Annotated in this window: 13 protein-coding genes; 2 read left to right on the top strand and 11 right to left on the bottom strand. The window is 58.6% G+C overall.

Annotated elements, in window-relative coordinates:
* Positions 1–37: 37 nt before the first annotated feature.
* Both I6L40_RS16915 and I6L40_RS16910 read left to right on the top strand, forming a co-directional pair.
* Positions 38–364 (top strand): hypothetical protein, encoded by a 327-nt coding sequence (locus I6L40_RS16915; protein ID WP_104014220.1) that lies wholly within the window; start codon positions 38–40, stop codon positions 362–364.
* A 117-nt stretch (positions 365–481) separates the two neighbouring features.
* Positions 482–1,624: a heparan-alpha-glucosaminide N-acetyltransferase domain-containing protein gene (locus tag I6L40_RS16910; protein ID WP_071910823.1), complete on the top strand. Its 1,143-nt coding sequence runs from the start codon at positions 482–484 to the stop codon at positions 1,622–1,624.
* 69 nt (positions 1,625–1,693) lie between these two features.
* Here I6L40_RS16910 and I6L40_RS16905 read toward each other — a convergent pair whose 3' ends face one another.
* The 11 genes from I6L40_RS16905 to I6L40_RS16855 all read right to left on the bottom strand — a co-directional run bounded on the left by I6L40_RS16905 (position 1,694) and on the right by I6L40_RS16855 (position 14,260).
* Positions 1,694–2,824, bottom strand: coding sequence for a cupin domain-containing protein (locus tag I6L40_RS16905; protein ID WP_216994618.1), 1,131 nt, complete (start codon positions 2,822–2,824; stop codon positions 1,694–1,696).
* Between the two features lie 165 nt (positions 2,825–2,989).
* Positions 2,990–4,360, bottom strand: coding sequence for an adenylosuccinate lyase (gene purB, locus I6L40_RS16900; protein WP_041208877.1), 1,371 nt, complete (start codon positions 4,358–4,360; stop codon positions 2,990–2,992).
* A 121-nt stretch (positions 4,361–4,481) separates the two neighbouring features.
* Positions 4,482–5,096: a high frequency lysogenization protein HflD gene (gene hflD / locus I6L40_RS16895; RefSeq protein WP_041208876.1), complete on the bottom strand. Its 615-nt coding sequence runs from the start codon at positions 5,094–5,096 to the stop codon at positions 4,482–4,484.
* A gap of 23 nt (positions 5,097–5,119) precedes the next feature.
* The gene (mnmA, locus tag I6L40_RS16890) at positions 5,120–6,226 is read right to left on the bottom strand and encodes a tRNA 2-thiouridine(34) synthase MnmA (protein ID WP_005353619.1); all 1,107 of its coding nucleotides are present in this window, start codon (positions 6,224–6,226) and stop codon (positions 5,120–5,122) included.
* Positions 6,227–6,376: 150 nt separating this feature from the next.
* Positions 6,377–6,880 carry an NUDIX hydrolase gene (locus tag I6L40_RS16885; protein ID WP_043850389.1) on the bottom strand — a complete coding sequence of 168 codons (504 nt, stop codon included), beginning with the start codon at positions 6,878–6,880 and terminating at the stop codon, positions 6,377–6,379.
* A 95-nt stretch (positions 6,881–6,975) separates the two neighbouring features.
* The gene (rluE, locus tag I6L40_RS16880) at positions 6,976–7,854 is read right to left on the bottom strand and encodes a 23S rRNA pseudouridine(2457) synthase RluE (protein WP_216994617.1); all 879 of its coding nucleotides are present in this window, start codon (positions 7,852–7,854) and stop codon (positions 6,976–6,978) included.
* A 120-nt stretch (positions 7,855–7,974) separates the two neighbouring features.
* Positions 7,975–8,742, bottom strand: coding sequence for a PTS sugar transporter subunit IIA (locus I6L40_RS16875; protein ID WP_216994616.1), 768 nt, complete (start codon positions 8,740–8,742; stop codon positions 7,975–7,977).
* Positions 8,742–9,047 carry a PTS fructose transporter subunit IIB gene (locus I6L40_RS16870; protein ID WP_033114409.1) on the bottom strand — a complete coding sequence of 102 codons (306 nt, stop codon included), beginning with the start codon at positions 9,045–9,047 and terminating at the stop codon, positions 8,742–8,744. Before I6L40_RS16870 ends, I6L40_RS16875 begins: the two co-directional genes overlap by 1 nt.
* Before the next feature lie 206 nt (positions 9,048–9,253).
* On the bottom strand, positions 9,254–10,660 hold the full coding sequence (uhpT, locus tag I6L40_RS16865) for a hexose-6-phosphate:phosphate antiporter (protein ID WP_041208873.1): 1,407 nt from the start codon (positions 10,658–10,660) through the stop codon (positions 9,254–9,256).
* A 531-nt stretch (positions 10,661–11,191) separates the two neighbouring features.
* Positions 11,192–13,102, bottom strand: coding sequence for a fructose-specific PTS transporter subunit EIIC (locus tag I6L40_RS16860; protein ID WP_156853288.1), 1,911 nt, complete (start codon positions 13,100–13,102; stop codon positions 11,192–11,194).
* A 642-nt stretch (positions 13,103–13,744) separates the two neighbouring features.
* Positions 13,745–14,260 (bottom strand): AAA family ATPase, encoded by a 516-nt coding sequence (locus tag I6L40_RS16855; protein WP_216994615.1) that lies wholly within the window; start codon positions 14,258–14,260, stop codon positions 13,745–13,747.
* Between the last annotated feature and the right edge of the window lie 108 nt (positions 14,261–14,368).

Here is a 14,368-nt window from a genome sequence, read left to right as displayed (position 1 = left end):
GGTGATGTGAATATAATTCCGGTTTCAGGGGGAGTAAATGAAAGATGATAAAATAACCAATCTACGAGCACCAATGGTAACTGCCAACGGTATTATCTTGGGCTTTTTGCTCAATTATATGGCGACATGGGTGCGTGGTGACGTCGAACATGTTGGCTCTGCGTGGCAGGCATATTTGATCGGCATGTGTGTGTTCTCTGGCACAGTGAGCATGATCTTTGTATTGTTCAGAATATTAAGTGTCCGTCAGGATGATGATGCTCTGACTTATTATAGACACACTCTCTATCTTTTTATATTTGGTATCAGTATCGCCTTTTTTGGTGTGTTCTTTGATATGTTTATGACGTTTATGGTGGAATGACCATATAAGACGAGTTTCTCTATAAGTTTGAGGTGATACGTTATGGCATTGTTAGCAATGCCATATTGTTGCATGGCTATGCCGTAACCAGCGATATAAATTAAAGGCAGGTGAGATATGTTTTCTCCGGATAAAGTAAACAGTGGTCGGCAACCCGAGCTAGATATAGCCAGAGGCTTAGCCGTGCTATTTATGATTATCATCCATGTACAATTGGTTTTTGCCAATTCAGGAGTATGGGACACACTACTGGCTGATATAAATGATTTTAATGGGGATATTCCTGCAGCCCCTATGTTCATGTTTCTGCTTGGTATCGGCATAAATTATTCCAGGAAGAATCAACCGGCATCAATGGCCTGGCGTGGTCTTGCTCTGCTATGTACAGCCTACCTGCTCAGTTTTGTACGTGGATTCATCCCAAACGTAATTATGGGATTCAATAGCGCAGACATCAGCTATCTCTACAAGGGATTCAATGAGCTGATGATCGTGGATATCCTGCAATTTTCAGGGTTGGCAATGATTATGTTTGCTGGCTTCAATTTCTTCAAGTTTAACAAGATTGCTATCGGTATCACCGGATTGGTGTTTGCCTTGATAAATATCTTGCTATTGCCAGTGCAAACCCAGACTCTGCCCGTATCTTCTCTGGCTGGACTTTTTTGGGGAAGTAATGAAAGTTCATATTTCCCATTCCTGACGTGGGCATTTTACCCCATCGCCGGATATATTTTTGGCGATTATCTGATCCGCTGCACTGATAAAAGAAAGTTTTATCTGATATCGGGGGTTGTTGCGGCAGTCGTATTTTTCTTCGGTATATACCTTTTCAATTTTTTGTTCTCTATTCCAACAGGTATGAATCTTGAGACTGGTTATTACCATCATATCTTGACGGATAATATCACTTTTACTGGTGGTGTCATATTTGAACTCGCTATATTGAGTTATCTGGTACGTTATGTACCTGGTTTTATCAAGGATATCGCGGGTCGCTGGAGTAAAAATGTTACCCCGATTTACTGCATTCACTGGGTGATCATTTCATGGCTGACTTTGGCTATTCCGGGACAAAGTTTGAGCATGGCGAGCTTTATTGTACTGACGGCAGGGATTGTGGTGGTCAGTGATGTGTTGGCAACGATATATGCAAATTGGAAAGCGGGGGATGGTCAGAGGCATTTCTCATCCACGACCCTGATCCTGGTTGGAGCCCTGCTCGCGACTATGCTGGTACTCTTTCTTTTTCATAAATGATGTGCGCTGCATTAAACAGAAAAAGGAGGGATACCCCTCCTTTTTTATCTCTGCGCGACGGTTGTCGGATCAGTTGAAGAACCAGTAGCCGCGGTTGACCAGTCGGGTCAGCAGTTGCAGGAAACCGGCCTGATCGGCCAGCTCCACCATGTCGGCCTGAGTGATGATGTCCTTGTCGCACAAGAGCGAAATGGCTGCCGCATCTTCGCTCTGCAGGGTCCAGGCTTCGCCATCGATATAGCACTGCTGGCTTTCGCCGCTGAACCAGACGCTGCGCAGGCCCGGCACCTTGATGGCAGGCTCGCCCTGGGTCAGCAGGTCGGCTACCTCCTCGGCACTGTAATCCGGCTCGACCGGATTGACGTCCAGATCGTGCTTGGCTTCGGAGATCATGGTGCCGAACCACTCCTTGAACAGGGTCTCGTCATCGAGGGCCTGTTGCATCAGCTCGCGCAGACGGTGCAGCTCGTGGGGCTGGATCTCGCCGTGACGGGCACGGGGTTTGAGGTCGGCATCGCCGTAACGCTTGGTGCTTACCTCGTTGTCGATCAGGTGATCGGCAAAGGAGGAGATAAGCGCCTTGGCATCCGGCGCGCGGAAGCCCACCGAGAAGTTCATGGAGGGCTCGATGGCGTAGCCTTCGTGGGGGAATCCGGGCGGAATGTAGAGGATGTCGCCCGGCTCCATGATGACGTCGATGATCGCCTCGAACGGCTCGCAGTGCAGCAGCGCGGCGTGGGCGGCAAACTCGTTGAGGGGCTTGGCATCGCCAACCCGCCAGTGACGCTTGCCGATACCTTGGGTGATGAACACGTCGTAGTTGTCGATGTGGGGGCCGACACCCGCGTGAGGGGTGGAGAAGCTCACCATCACATCGTCAAAGCGCCAGCCCGGAATGAACTGGAACGGTACCGCCAGCTCGTTCACCTCGGGGGCCCAGTGGTTGCATGCCTGTACCAGAATGGTCCAGTTCTCTTCGCCCAGATGGTCATAGGATTCGAAGGGGCCGTGGGCCGCATCCCACTTGCCGTCGAAACGGGTGACCAGACGGGACTCTACCACCTCTTCCATGGCCAGACCCGCCAGCTCATCCGGGCTGATGGGATCCTGAAAGTCCTTGAAGCCGCCCTTGATAAGGAGCGGGCGCTTCTGCCAGTAGTGCTCGAGGAAGTGAGCGATATCCAGATTGAGTTCGTACATAGATCTTCTCGTCAAAGGGTTCGACAAAGGTCAGGAGAGGTCTTGCCAGAGGCGGCTGCCGGCCTCGGGCAAGCCCTCTTGCAAACCGTGTATAGGGTGCCACATAAAATAACCGGGGCCCTGTTGCAGATCATGCACAGGGCCCCGGTGGTCTCATTTATCCGCTTATTTCAGCAGATCAACCAGACGCTGGGCGTCACCGATGTAGTTGGCCGGGGTCAGCTTCTTCAGCTCAACCTTGACCGCTTCCGGCAGCTCCAGGGTGTCGATAAAGGTGCGCATCCCTTCGGCATCGACGCGGCGTCCACGGGTCAGCTCCTTGAGCTTCTCGTAGGGCTTCTCGATACCGTAGCGGCGCATCACGGTCTGGATCGGCTCGGCCAGCACTTCCCAGTTGGCATCCAGGTCGGCGGCCATGGCGGCGTCGTTGGCTTCCAGCTTGGAGATACCCTTGAGGGTGGACTGGTAGGCGATAAGGGAATAGCCGATGGCAACGCCCAGATTGCGCAGCACGGTCGAGTCGGTCAGATCACGCTGCCAGCGGGAGATGGGCAGCTTGCTCGCAAGATGCTGGAACACGGCATTGGCCAGCCCCAGATTGCCTTCGGAGTTCTCGAAGTCGATGGGGTTGACCTTGTGCGGCATGGTGGAGGAGCCGATTTCGCCGGCGATGGTGCGCTGCTTGAAGTGGCCCAGGGAGATGTAGCCCCACACATCGCGGTCGAAGTCGATCAGGATGGTGTTGAAGCGGGCCATGGCGTCGAACAGCTCGGCAATGTAGTCGTGCGGTTCGATCTGGGTGGTGTAGGGGTTCCAGGTCAGACCCAGGGAGGTAACGAACTCCTCGGAGAACTGGTGCCAGTCCACTTCCGGATAGGCGCTGATGTGGGCGTTGTAGTTGCCGACCGCACCGTTGATCTTGCCGAGGATCTCCACCGCCATGATCTGCTTGTACTGGCGCTCCAGACGGTAGGCGACGTTGGCCATCTCCTTGCCCATGGTGCTCGGGGTCGCCGGCTGGCCGTGGGTGCGGGAGAGCAGCGGCATGTCACGGTACTCGTGGGCCAGACGCTTGATCTCGCCGATCAGCTTCTCGCAATAAGGCTTGATGACCTCTTCGCGGGCGGTTTTCAGCATCAGACCGTGGGAGTTGTTGTTGATGTCTTCCGAGGTGCAGGCGAAGTGGATGAACTCGCTGACAGCCGCCAGCTCCGGGTTCACTTCGACTTTCTCTTTGAGGAAGTACTCCACCGCTTTCACATCATGGTTGGTGGTGCGCTCGATCTGTTTGATGCGGGCGGCGTCGCTCTCGTTGAAGTTGCTGACGATGCCATCGAGCAGGGCGTTGGCGGCCGCGCTCAGGGCAGGGACTTCCGGGATCCCGGCGTGGCTGGCCAGTTTCTGCAACCAGCGAACCTCGACTTCAACGCGAAAACGCAGCAGGCCGAATTCGGAGAAGATAGGGCGCAGGGCATCGGCCTTGTCGCCATAACGACCGTCAATCGGGGAAACAGCAGTCAGCGCGGACAGCTCCATGGGGTGAACTCCTGATGATTGGTGTGGGGGATCCGTATTCACTTGCGCGCCGGTCGGGGTGTATCAAGGCTGATGTGCGGCTGTTCACCTTGTCTCCCTCTCCCTGCGCGCAAGCCAATGATTAGTAACGCTTGGCCAGTTCCACCATCTTCTTGCGAGCGAAGATGATCTGGGTGCGGCTGCCACCGAGCTGGCGCCACAGCACCACGGCGCGGATGCCTGCCAGCAGCAGGGCGCGCACCTTGTGCTGCACCAGCGGCTGCTGCAGGAACAGCGGGGTGCCGGCCACCTGAATGCGCGGCCCGATGGGGCTGATAAGATCGCTGTAGATGCTCGCCATGTTGGCCAGGATCTGCTCGTCGAGCAGGTCGAAATGCTGTTGCTGGCGACCGATCTGGCTGATCCGCTCACCCAGCATGTTGAGAATGTCCTTGCGCTTGGCCAGCTTGCGCTCCAGCGCAATCAGGCTCACCACATAGCGGGTCAGCTCGGCATTCTTCTGGCTGCCGTCGGCACCCAGCTGCTCGACCAGCGCGCGGTAGCCGTCGCGAATGGCCAGATGGGTGTTGTTGAACACCTCGAGCGGGTGGCTCGGGTTGGTCACCAGAATGCTGGAGAGGCTCTCGCGCAGGGCGGCCTCGTCACAGCTGCCGTCGCGGGCCACCTTCTGGACCAGCGCGGCCGCCTGGCAGATGCCGGCAAAGGCCATGGTTCTGTCTTGGAATTTATCGCTCACGTATGCTGCCTTCTGCTATTGGCTCAAACCGGATGGCTGAAACGCTGTTCGATGATGCCGCCGCCCAGACACACTTCCCCGTCGTAGAAGACGGCGGATTGGCCCGGGGTTACCGCAGCCTGCTTCTCGTCGAAGATGACCCGGATGGTCTCGTCGTCGATGGGCTGGATCAGGCAGGGGATATCCTGCTGGCGGTAGCGGGTCTTGACGGTGCAGCGACGCGGCTCGCGGATCGGGGTGCGATCCACCCAGTGCAATTGGCTGGCAATCAAACCATCGGAGTAGAGGCGGGGATGTTCGCCCTGCGCCACGACCAGTACGTTGCGTTCGACCTCTTTGTCGACCACATACCAGGCCTCTTCGGTGGCATCTTTGCGACCACCGATACCGAGCCCCTTGCGCTGGCCCAGGGTGTGATACATCAGACCCTGATGCTCGCCGATCACCTTGCCATCCACGGTCTCGATCTTACCGGGCTGGGCGGGCAGGAACTTGGCCAGGAAGTCCTTGAACTTGCGCTCGCCGATAAAGCAGATACCGGTGGAGTCTTTCTTCTTAGCGGTGATGAGATCCAGCTGCTCGGCGATGCGGCGCACCTCCGGCTTTTCCAAATCGCCAACCGGGAACAGGCTCTGACCCACTTGCTTCTCGCTCAGGGTATAGAGGAAGTAGCTCTGATCCTTGTTGGTATCGAGACCGCGCAGCAGGCGCGGGCGGCCGGTGCTGTCGTCACGGCGCACATAGTGGCCGGTGGCGATGTAGGTGGCACCCAGCTCTTCGGCGGCAAATTCGAGGAACGCCTTGAACTTGATCTCCTTGTTGCACAGGATATCCGGGTTCGGCGTGCGGCCAGCCTTGTACTCTTCGAGGAAGTGCTCGAACACGTTGTCCCAGTACTCGGCCGCGAAGTTGATGGTGTGGAGTTTCATCCCGAGCTTGTCGCAGACGGCCTTGGCATCAGCCAAATCCTGGGCGGCAGAGCAGTACTCGTCCGTGTCGTCTTCTTCCCAGTTCTTCATGAACAAGCCTTCGACCTGATAGCCCTGCTGCTGGAGCAGGTAGGCCGAGACGGAAGAATCCACGCCGCCGGACATGCCGACGATCACCTTGATTTGGCTGTTGTCTGTCATTAGTCGAAGTTACCAGTTCGTTTAAACGGGGCGTATTCTACCAGAGTTTTGCGCCCCCGGTCACATCTCCATGCCACTGTCCCCATCAGGAACCTTGCGGCAGGAAATCGTTTTTCTTGTGACGATTGCCAGCGGATGCCTGCTTTGCCCCTAGCTCTGGATAAAGGCCTTGAGCGCAGAGAGCGGCAGGCGGGTACCTGCCAGATAATCCTCGATGCACTGCCACACCAGCGGGCTTCTCAGGGCCGCTTTACACTCGGCGATCTCCTCCAGGGTGAGCCAGTGGCAGGCGAGGATATCGCCGTCAGGATCCTCTGGATGGTGCTGACCCGGCGCTTTTTCAAGGTCGAAGATGATGGCGGTGCGCACATAGGTGGCCTCGCTGTCGGCCGGTTTGTAGAGATAGGTGCCAAGCCAGGCGGTGGGCGTGGCGGTCAGTCCCGTCTCCTCTTTCAGCTCGCGGCAGGCGGCGGTGAGCAGATCTTCACCGGCCTCCACATGGCCGGCGGGCTGGTTGAAGCGGCGCTGGCCTTTTATCTCCTCTTCCACCACCAGAAAGCGGCCCTGCCACTGCACCAGCGCGGCGACGGTCAATCTGGCCTGCATGCGCTCGTGCGGCGTTTTCTCTTGCGATGCAGGAAGGTTATCGCTCATAAGGACTCCTTGTCTCGTTACCGGTTTGGCCCCGGCCGAAGCAGGGGCTCGATTCAGCGCTGTTCTTTAGTGTTCGATTGCCAGCAGGCTGCACGTTATTCCGAGGGTTTGCTGCGGGCCGGTCGGCGCGCGGTGCCACGGCCGCCGCTGCGATTGGCCGGGCGTGGGCTCGTGTCACGGTTGTCGCGCCCCTGGCCCTGACCATGGGGGCTTCGGGTCGGTTGGGCAGCGCGCGGATTGCTGCTGCCTGAGCCCTGACTGCGCGGTTTGTTTGGCGCCTGTGCCCTGCGCGAGGCTGGCGCCAACTCGGGAGCGGGCAGGGCGCGGCTCTCGCCGGGGGCCAGACCATCGAGGGTCCAGTCACCGATGGCATAGCGAATAAGGCGCAGGGTGGGGTGGCCGATATGGGCGGTCATTCGCCGTACCTGCCGGTTGCGCCCCTCCACTATCTTGATCTCCAGCCAGCAGGTGGGGATCTCCTTGCGCTCGCGAATGGGCGGATTGCGCGGCCACACCGCAGGTTCATCCATGATGCGCGCCCCGGCGGGCAGGGTCATACCGTCGTTGAGCTCGACACCGGCGCGCAGAGCGGCCAGCTTCTCCTCGCTCGGGATGCCTTCCACCTGCACCCAGTAGGTTTTGGGGGTCTTCTCCCCCGGCTGGGTGAGGCGCGCCTGCAATTTGCCATCGTTGGTGAGCAGCAGCAGCCCCTCGCTGTCGCGGTCAAGCCGGCCTGCGGCATAGATGCCGGGCTCTTTGATGTAATCCTTGAGGGTCTCGCGGCCCGCCTCGTCGGTGAACTGGCAAAGCACCATATAGGGCTTGTTCAACAGGAGCAGCTTGCGATCCTCGGGGGCCAGCTCCGGCTTGCGCACCGCAACGTGGCGGGATTCGGCTGGTCGGACAGCAGAGCGGGTGGCGCCATCGCGGGCGGGACGGTTTGGCAGCGAGAGTCGGGAGCGGGCAGATTTCATCGGATAGCGGATTGGCAAGTGGGAATGGCTGCGAGTGTACCACAGGGGGCTGACGGCAGGATGAATGGGAGTGGCTGCCGTGAAGATCGCTTGGGAAATGGGGCCGGTTACAGCCAGGAGTCAACCGAGCAGGTTTTCAATCACGATGGCTTGTCTGGCGGGGGCCGAGCTCGCTTGCAGCAGGGCGCCGCTTATCACTTCGTCCATCAGGGCGCGGGCCAGCCGGGTGAGGGGGAGCAGGGTGTCGCGCCCGCAGCCGGTCGGCACCGCCAGCAAGATGATGGTCTGCACCGGCCCGAGCTGAGAGCCCCACTCGATGGGGGCCGGGCTGCTGAGCAGGCTCAGGGCAGGCTGGCTTATCCCCTCGCAAAGCACGTGGGGCATGGCGAGGCCCGGGCAGATGATGGTGGCGGCGATCTGCTCGCGCCGACTGATCGCCTCCTCCAGCGCGGCTCTGTTGCTGACCAGCTCGGCGGGCAGTAGGTCGATAAGATGCTCGAGCGCCTCGCTCTTGGTCAGGGGGACGGGACTGTGAGCCAGTTGGCGTAAGGCAAAGTGGTAGTCGGGCAGGGCGCTTGCCAGACGCAGCTCGGCCAGCGCGGCGCTGGCGGGGCGCACCAGCGGCTGACCCAGCTCGCCGCACCAGCAGGTGAAGGCCATATGGGCCAGCTCGGCGTCGTTGCCTTCAATTTGTAGCTGGCAGAGATCGCCGGGCTGGGTGGCGAGGGTGAGCAGGGAGAGCTGATTGCTGGCGATAACCGTCTGGCGCCGGGTGAGGTTGGCGCAGCGAATGCAGGATTTGAACATCCCCGCCAGCCGGCTCAGCTGCTTGGTGCGGGCAATGCTCATCCCCTGATGGCAGTAGAAGGTGATCTCGCGGCTTAGCATCAGCTGGGCCGGGGCAGTGATCTCAGCACCGCCTGCGCATCGAGCAGCACGGTTTCGAGGCTCACCCGATGGATATGGCAGCCAAGGAAACGCTCCTTCTGCTCGATATCGATGTCGGATGCGATCAGCACCAGATCGGCGCTGGCGATGTCGCGGGCGGTGAGGGAGTTCTCCATCCCCATGGCGCCCTGGGTTTCGACCTTGATCTTGAGGCCGAGGGCGGCGGCGGCTTTTTGCAGCGCTTCGGCTGCCATATAGGTGTGGGCGATGCCGGTCGGGCAGGCGGTGACGGCAATGATCTTCATTGGCTCTGAACTGTGCGAAACGGGGGGCCAACAAGATAACGCCGGCGGGGATTTTTTGCCAAAAGCCCCGGCCAAAAGTGGGATCTCGATAGGGCTTTGGGCCGCAAAAATGGCGCAAAAGGGCCACTTGAGTATTTAGTTTGGCTAAACAAAAAGGGCTACCCGTGTGGGTAGCCCTGAACAATCTGCGTCTGTTGTTATGGCTATCAGGCGGTCTGGGTCGCCAGTTCGGCGGCTTTCAGCTCGCGCTTGATGCGGCGGATCTTGCGCTCTTCGGCAATCGCCACGCAGGCCATCAGTACCAGACAGGCGGCTGCTGCCATGTCCAGCGCCGCGAAGGTGCCGGTCCAGCCGGTCAGGCCGAAGATGGGGGTACCATCGGCAATCATGCCCAGACCCAGTTTGGCGAAGCTGTCACCAATCAGATAAGCGAAGGTGCCCTTGACGCCATCGGCCACGCTGATGCCCTGCTTGGGTACGAAGCCCACGGCGGCGACGCCGATCAGCAGTTGCGGACCGAACACCAGGAAGCCCAGGGTGAACAGGGAGCCCAGGAACATGAACTGGGTGGTGGCGTGCTGGTAGAGACCCAGAGTCGCGATGATGAGCGCCAGTGCCACGCAGGCAACCAGACCACGACGGCCGTTGGCCAGATCGGAGAGGTAGCCCCACATCAGGGTGCCGACCAGAGCGCCCACTTCGAAGAAGGTAAAGCCCTGAATGGCCACGTCTTTGGAGAAGCCGAGCTCCTGGTGGGCATAGACGGTGGACCACTGGTCGATACCGATACGCACCACGTAGAGGAAGATGTTGGCAAAGCAGAGCAGCCAGATCACCTTGTTCAGCAGCACGTACTTCACGAAGATCTGCCACTTGGTCAGCTTCTGCTCCTCGGTGGCGATATCCTCTTCGCTCGCCACTTCGTCAAACAGCTCTTCCACCTTGCCCAGGCCATAGGCTTCCGGTGAATCGCTACCAAAGCGCAGGCCGATAAAGCCGACGATCAGCGCGATGATGGAGGGGAAGATGAACATGCCGAGCACGTGGCCATCGAACAGGTAGTTGGCACCGAACAGCGCCACACCGGCCGCACCGGCACCGCCCACGTTGTGGGAGAGGTTCCACATGCCCAGATAGGTGCCGCGCTTGTTGCGAGGGGTCCACTTGGTGATGGTGGAGTAGCTGCAGGAGCCGCCACAGCTCTGGAAGAAGCCGCTCAGGGCGTAGAAGAAGATCATGAAGTAGAGGCTGAAACCGGTGCCGCCCATGCTGGCACTGAAGCCCAGCATGCACAGAGCGGAGAGGATCAGCATCAGCGGCAGGAACTGCTTGGTGTTCTTGCCGTCGGCATAGTAGGAGACGATGGTCTTGCCCACCCCGTAGGTGATGGAGAAGCCAAGGCCGATCATGCCGAGCTCGGTCATGGAGAGACCGTAGGACTGGATCATGTCATTCTGCGCAATGTTGAAGTTCTTGCGGATCAGATACATGGTCAGATAGCCAATAAATACAACCAGATAGGATTGCATAAACGGCTTGAACCAGAGTTTGCGCCGGGCTTCTACCGGCAGGTCGAGGGTGGGAACCCGGACCTGTTCAAGAAATTTCAACATTTTCGTTCATCCTCTGCGAGATAGACGCTATTCCGCCGCGCCCCTTGCGTTGTTGTGCAGTTATGGGAGGTCACGCCACGGAAAGGGGGCAAAAGGGGGGCCGGCTGGCCTGCTTCTGCCCGTGTAAACCCGGGCCCGCTGCCGAAGGACGGGGCATGTCGCCCGTCGTGGTGCGGGTCACGACATCAGGTGGGGTGACTCTAATCAGGGGCGGAAAAAATGGCTTGAGAGCCATCCCTAGGGCAATTAGGAAAATTTCCTAGTTTTTGCGATTTCGCGGGCAAAGCGTGAGTGCAATCACAGAGCTGACCCAGGATTGGCGATATTTCCGCCGGTATCGGGATGGGGGGAGAGGGAATGGCGCGGGAAACGAGGCGCTGCTTTGGCGTGGCAAGAGAGGGCGCGATAAAGACGGTGTTGAGGCCGACAAGGAAAAAGACAAGGAAAAGACAAGGAAACAGCTGAGGCCACCCCGGGGTGGCCTCATGTTTATTATGGTTCGCGAGCGTTTGTGGCTCGGGGAGGAGGAACTCAGGCCGCCTTGGCCAGGGTTACCTCGTCACTCTTTTTTACCCGCAGCTTTTTCAGGGCAACCGCGACCACACCGGTGACGATGGCACCGCAGATCATGCAGAGCAGGGCCAGCAGCGGCTTGTTGACGGCACCCAGCAGGGCCACGATGGGGCCACCGTGGGCAACGCTGTTGGTGATGCCCAGCAGGAAGGCCATCACAGCGGCGGTCATGCTGCCCAGCACGTTGGCCGGAATGACGGCCAGCGGGTCACGGGCGGCGAACGGAATCGCCCCTTCGGAGATACCCACCAGACCCATGGCACCGGCGGCTTTGCCTGCTTCGATCTCGGACTCGTCAAAGATGCCGAGCTTGCGACCAAGCACGGTAGCCAGCGACATGCCAAGGGGGGCGGCCGGAATGGCGCAGGCCATGGCACCCATGAACTGGGTCTGACCGGAGGCAATCATGCCGACGGAGAAGAGGAAGGCCACCTTGTTGACCGGGCCACCCATATCAAAGCCCGCCATACCACCCAGCACGATACCCAGCAGCACCAGACTGCCACCGCTCATGGAGAGCAGCATGGCGTTGAGGCCGGTCATCATGTCGGCAATCGGGGCGCCGATGATGAAGATAAAGACCGCAGCGATAAACAGGGAACCGACGATGGGGGCGATCAGGATTGGCACCAGCGGTTGCACCATCTTGTGGTACTGACGGGTGGCAATCCAGCGCACCAGATAGCCGACCAACAGGCCTGCAATGATGGCACCGATAAAGCCGGTACCGGCATCAGCGCCGTAGAAGCTGCCGTTGTTGGCGATCCAGCCGCCGATAAAGCCCGGTGCCAGTGCCGGACGGTCACCGATGGCGTAGGCGATATAGCCCGCCAGAATGGGGATCATCAGGGTGAAGGCGGCCACGCCCACATTGAGGATCTGGTTCCACATGCTCCCTTCCGGGATCTGCATGCCGCTCGGGGTCGGGTTGCCGCCGATGGCCAGTGACAGGGCGATAAGCAGACCACCGGTCACCACGAACGGGATCATGTGCGATACGCCGTTCATCAGGTAGCGATAGAGATCCGAGCTGCCGCCGCTGGCGCGCTTCTCGTCACCCTTCTTCTCATCCTTGTCTGCCACATAGGCGGGGGCTTTCAGGGCCTGCTCAATCAGACCCTTGCCATCTTTGATGGGGGCTTTTACGCCGGTCTTGATGAGGGGTTTGCCGGCAAAGCGGGCCATGTCCACCTGCTTGTCGCAGGCCACCACGATGGCGGCGGCGCGGGCAATCTCGTCCGCGGTCGGGCTGTTCTTGACGCCGATGGAGCCGTTGGTCTCCACCTTCACCTCATAACCCAGCTCCTTGGCGGCGCGCTCCAGCGACTCGGCCGCCAGATAGGTGTGGGCGATACCGGCCGGGCAACCGGTGACACCGATGATCAGCCCCTTGTTGGCCGCAGGTGCGGCAGCCGCTTCCTCTTTCTTGGCCAGCAGCAGTGCCAGCGCATCGGCCGGGGTTTTGGCTGCCAGCAGGGCATCGATAAAGCCCTCTTCAATCAGCTTGGCGGAGAGCTCGGCCAGCACCTCGATATGGTGGTTGGCGCCACCGGCCGGGGAGGCAATCATGAAGAACAGTTTGGACGGCTTGCCATCTTCGGCGCCGTAGTCGATGCCGTTGCGGCTGATGCCGATGGCGACGGCCGGGGTGCTGACCGCCGCACTCTTGGCGTGGGGCAGGGCAACACCCTCTTCAAAGCCGGTGTTGTCCAGCTCTTCACGGGCCCACAGATCCTTGACGAACTGCTGCTCGTCGCTGACCTTGCCTTGCGCGACCAGCAGGCGGGCCATCTCGGTGAAGACCTCTTCCTTACGTGTCGCTTTCAAATCGAGATTGATCAGATGTTCATTGATCAAGGTGGTTATCATGGCGCTCTCCCCGCTCCGTTGCCGGAGCCTGTTGGCATGCCGCCCATACAAGCCGGCATGCAGACAAAATTGACCCGACTATTATCGCGCCGAGGGAGAGGTCACCCTATCGGACAAATGTGCGAATAACTGGATTTTTGTGCGCTATCACCTTGAGTGTGACCCTGATCGCAAAGCTGAACAGCTGCTGAAACGGGGGCGGATTGAATCGCTCATATTTTTATTGGTGATTAAAATCAATTAGTTGTGTTTATGTGTTGTTCAGCGCCTTGGCCGTGCGGTGAGTTTTTACTCAGCGGATGGGAGCACTCTTTCTATAAATTTGTGAGGTGAAAAACGGCGGCGGGATGTGAGCCAACGCACAGAAATGACCCCGCCGGCGGGAAGCGAGGGGCGGGCGCAGGGGAGGCGCGAGCAGAACAAGCTGGAGAAATGGGTTGCGCCATCAATGCCGGACAGCCCACCACAACGGGCAAGAAAAACCACAGTCATAGACGTACCGTAGGGTGCAATGAACAAAGTGAATTGCACCGCCTGTTTGGGCGTTGAGTGTGGTGGCAAGAGCGGGGATGGCTGAAAAGATAGAGGTGATAACGCGAACGTCCGAATACGCTCCGCTATTCGAACCTACGGGCTACCCCGTTAGCTATGAGTGATCAGTTGCGTGAGATAGCTATTTACCTCTGCCCTAGTCGTGAAACGGTGTTTGTCGTTTGGGAATCGATCAAACAGCTCGCGATGGAATTGGCGGGAGCTTTTGCCGGCTCGCTGCCCATATTCAGATGCCCACACCAGCAGTTGTTGAAAGCTCTCTTCGGCGGCCACTGTATCCCGTTGCCTGGCACTTTGTGACCCGCGCGATAGCAGTGAATCACGGCATACCGACCAGTCGAGATCCAGAACAAGCAGGGTATCGGCGGCATCAAGCAGTTGCTCGGCCAGGGCACCAAATACCCCTTCGACCACCCATGATGGCTCTTGAGCAAGTGTTTGAATGGCATGATCAATCTCATGCTGGGGCCGTTTTTGGTTAAAGCCGCCCGGTTGCCAAACAATGGTGTCCAGATTGACCTCGCGGATATTTAACTGCTCAGCCAATCGAGCAGCCAACCAGCTCTTGCCCGATCCCGAGTTGCCAATAATCAGAATTCGTTTCATCTATGAGCGCTCTTTTCTGGAACATATATCTGGATGCTGGAAAGTAGAGGTGATGGTGCGAATGTCCGAATACGCTTCGCTATTTGAACCTACGGCCAAAATACCATC

The organism is Aeromonas sp. FDAARGOS 1410, from assembly GCF_019048745.1.
Lineage (GTDB): Bacteria > Pseudomonadota > Gammaproteobacteria > Enterobacterales > Aeromonadaceae > Aeromonas > Aeromonas jandaei.
Note: the sequence above shows the minus strand (reverse complement) of the source record. Positions and strands in the feature narration are given on the sequence as shown.

Coding starts and splice junctions, on each gene's coding strand:
- I6L40_RS16915 (WP_104014220.1), top strand. CDS start 38: ATGAAAGATGATAAAATAACCAATCTACGAGCACCAATGGTAACTGCC.
- I6L40_RS16910 (WP_071910823.1), top strand. CDS start 482: ATGTTTTCTCCGGATAAAGTAAACAGTGGTCGGCAACCCGAGCTAGAT.
- I6L40_RS16905 (WP_216994618.1), bottom strand. CDS start 2,824: ATGTACGAACTCAATCTGGATATCGCTCACTTCCTCGAGCACTACTGG.
- purB (WP_041208877.1), bottom strand. CDS start 4,360: ATGGAGCTGTCCGCGCTGACTGCTGTTTCCCCGATTGACGGTCGTTAT.
- mnmA (WP_005353619.1), bottom strand. CDS start 6,226: ATGACAGACAACAGCCAAATCAAGGTGATCGTCGGCATGTCCGGCGGC.
- I6L40_RS16885 (WP_043850389.1), bottom strand. CDS start 6,880: ATGAGCGATAACCTTCCTGCATCGCAAGAGAAAACGCCGCACGAGCGC.
- rluE (WP_216994617.1), bottom strand. CDS start 7,854: ATGAAATCTGCCCGCTCCCGACTCTCGCTGCCAAACCGTCCCGCCCGC.
- I6L40_RS16875 (WP_216994616.1), bottom strand. CDS start 8,742: ATGCTAAGCCGCGAGATCACCTTCTACTGCCATCAGGGGATGAGCATT.
- I6L40_RS16870 (WP_033114409.1), bottom strand. CDS start 9,047: ATGAAGATCATTGCCGTCACCGCCTGCCCGACCGGCATCGCCCACACC.
- uhpT (WP_041208873.1), bottom strand. CDS start 10,660: ATGTTGAAATTTCTTGAACAGGTCCGGGTTCCCACCCTCGACCTGCCG.
- I6L40_RS16860 (WP_156853288.1), bottom strand. CDS start 13,102: ATGATAACCACCTTGATCAATGAACATCTGATCAATCTCGATTTGAAA.
- I6L40_RS16855 (WP_216994615.1), bottom strand. CDS start 14,260: ATGAAACGAATTCTGATTATTGGCAACTCGGGATCGGGCAAGAGCTGG.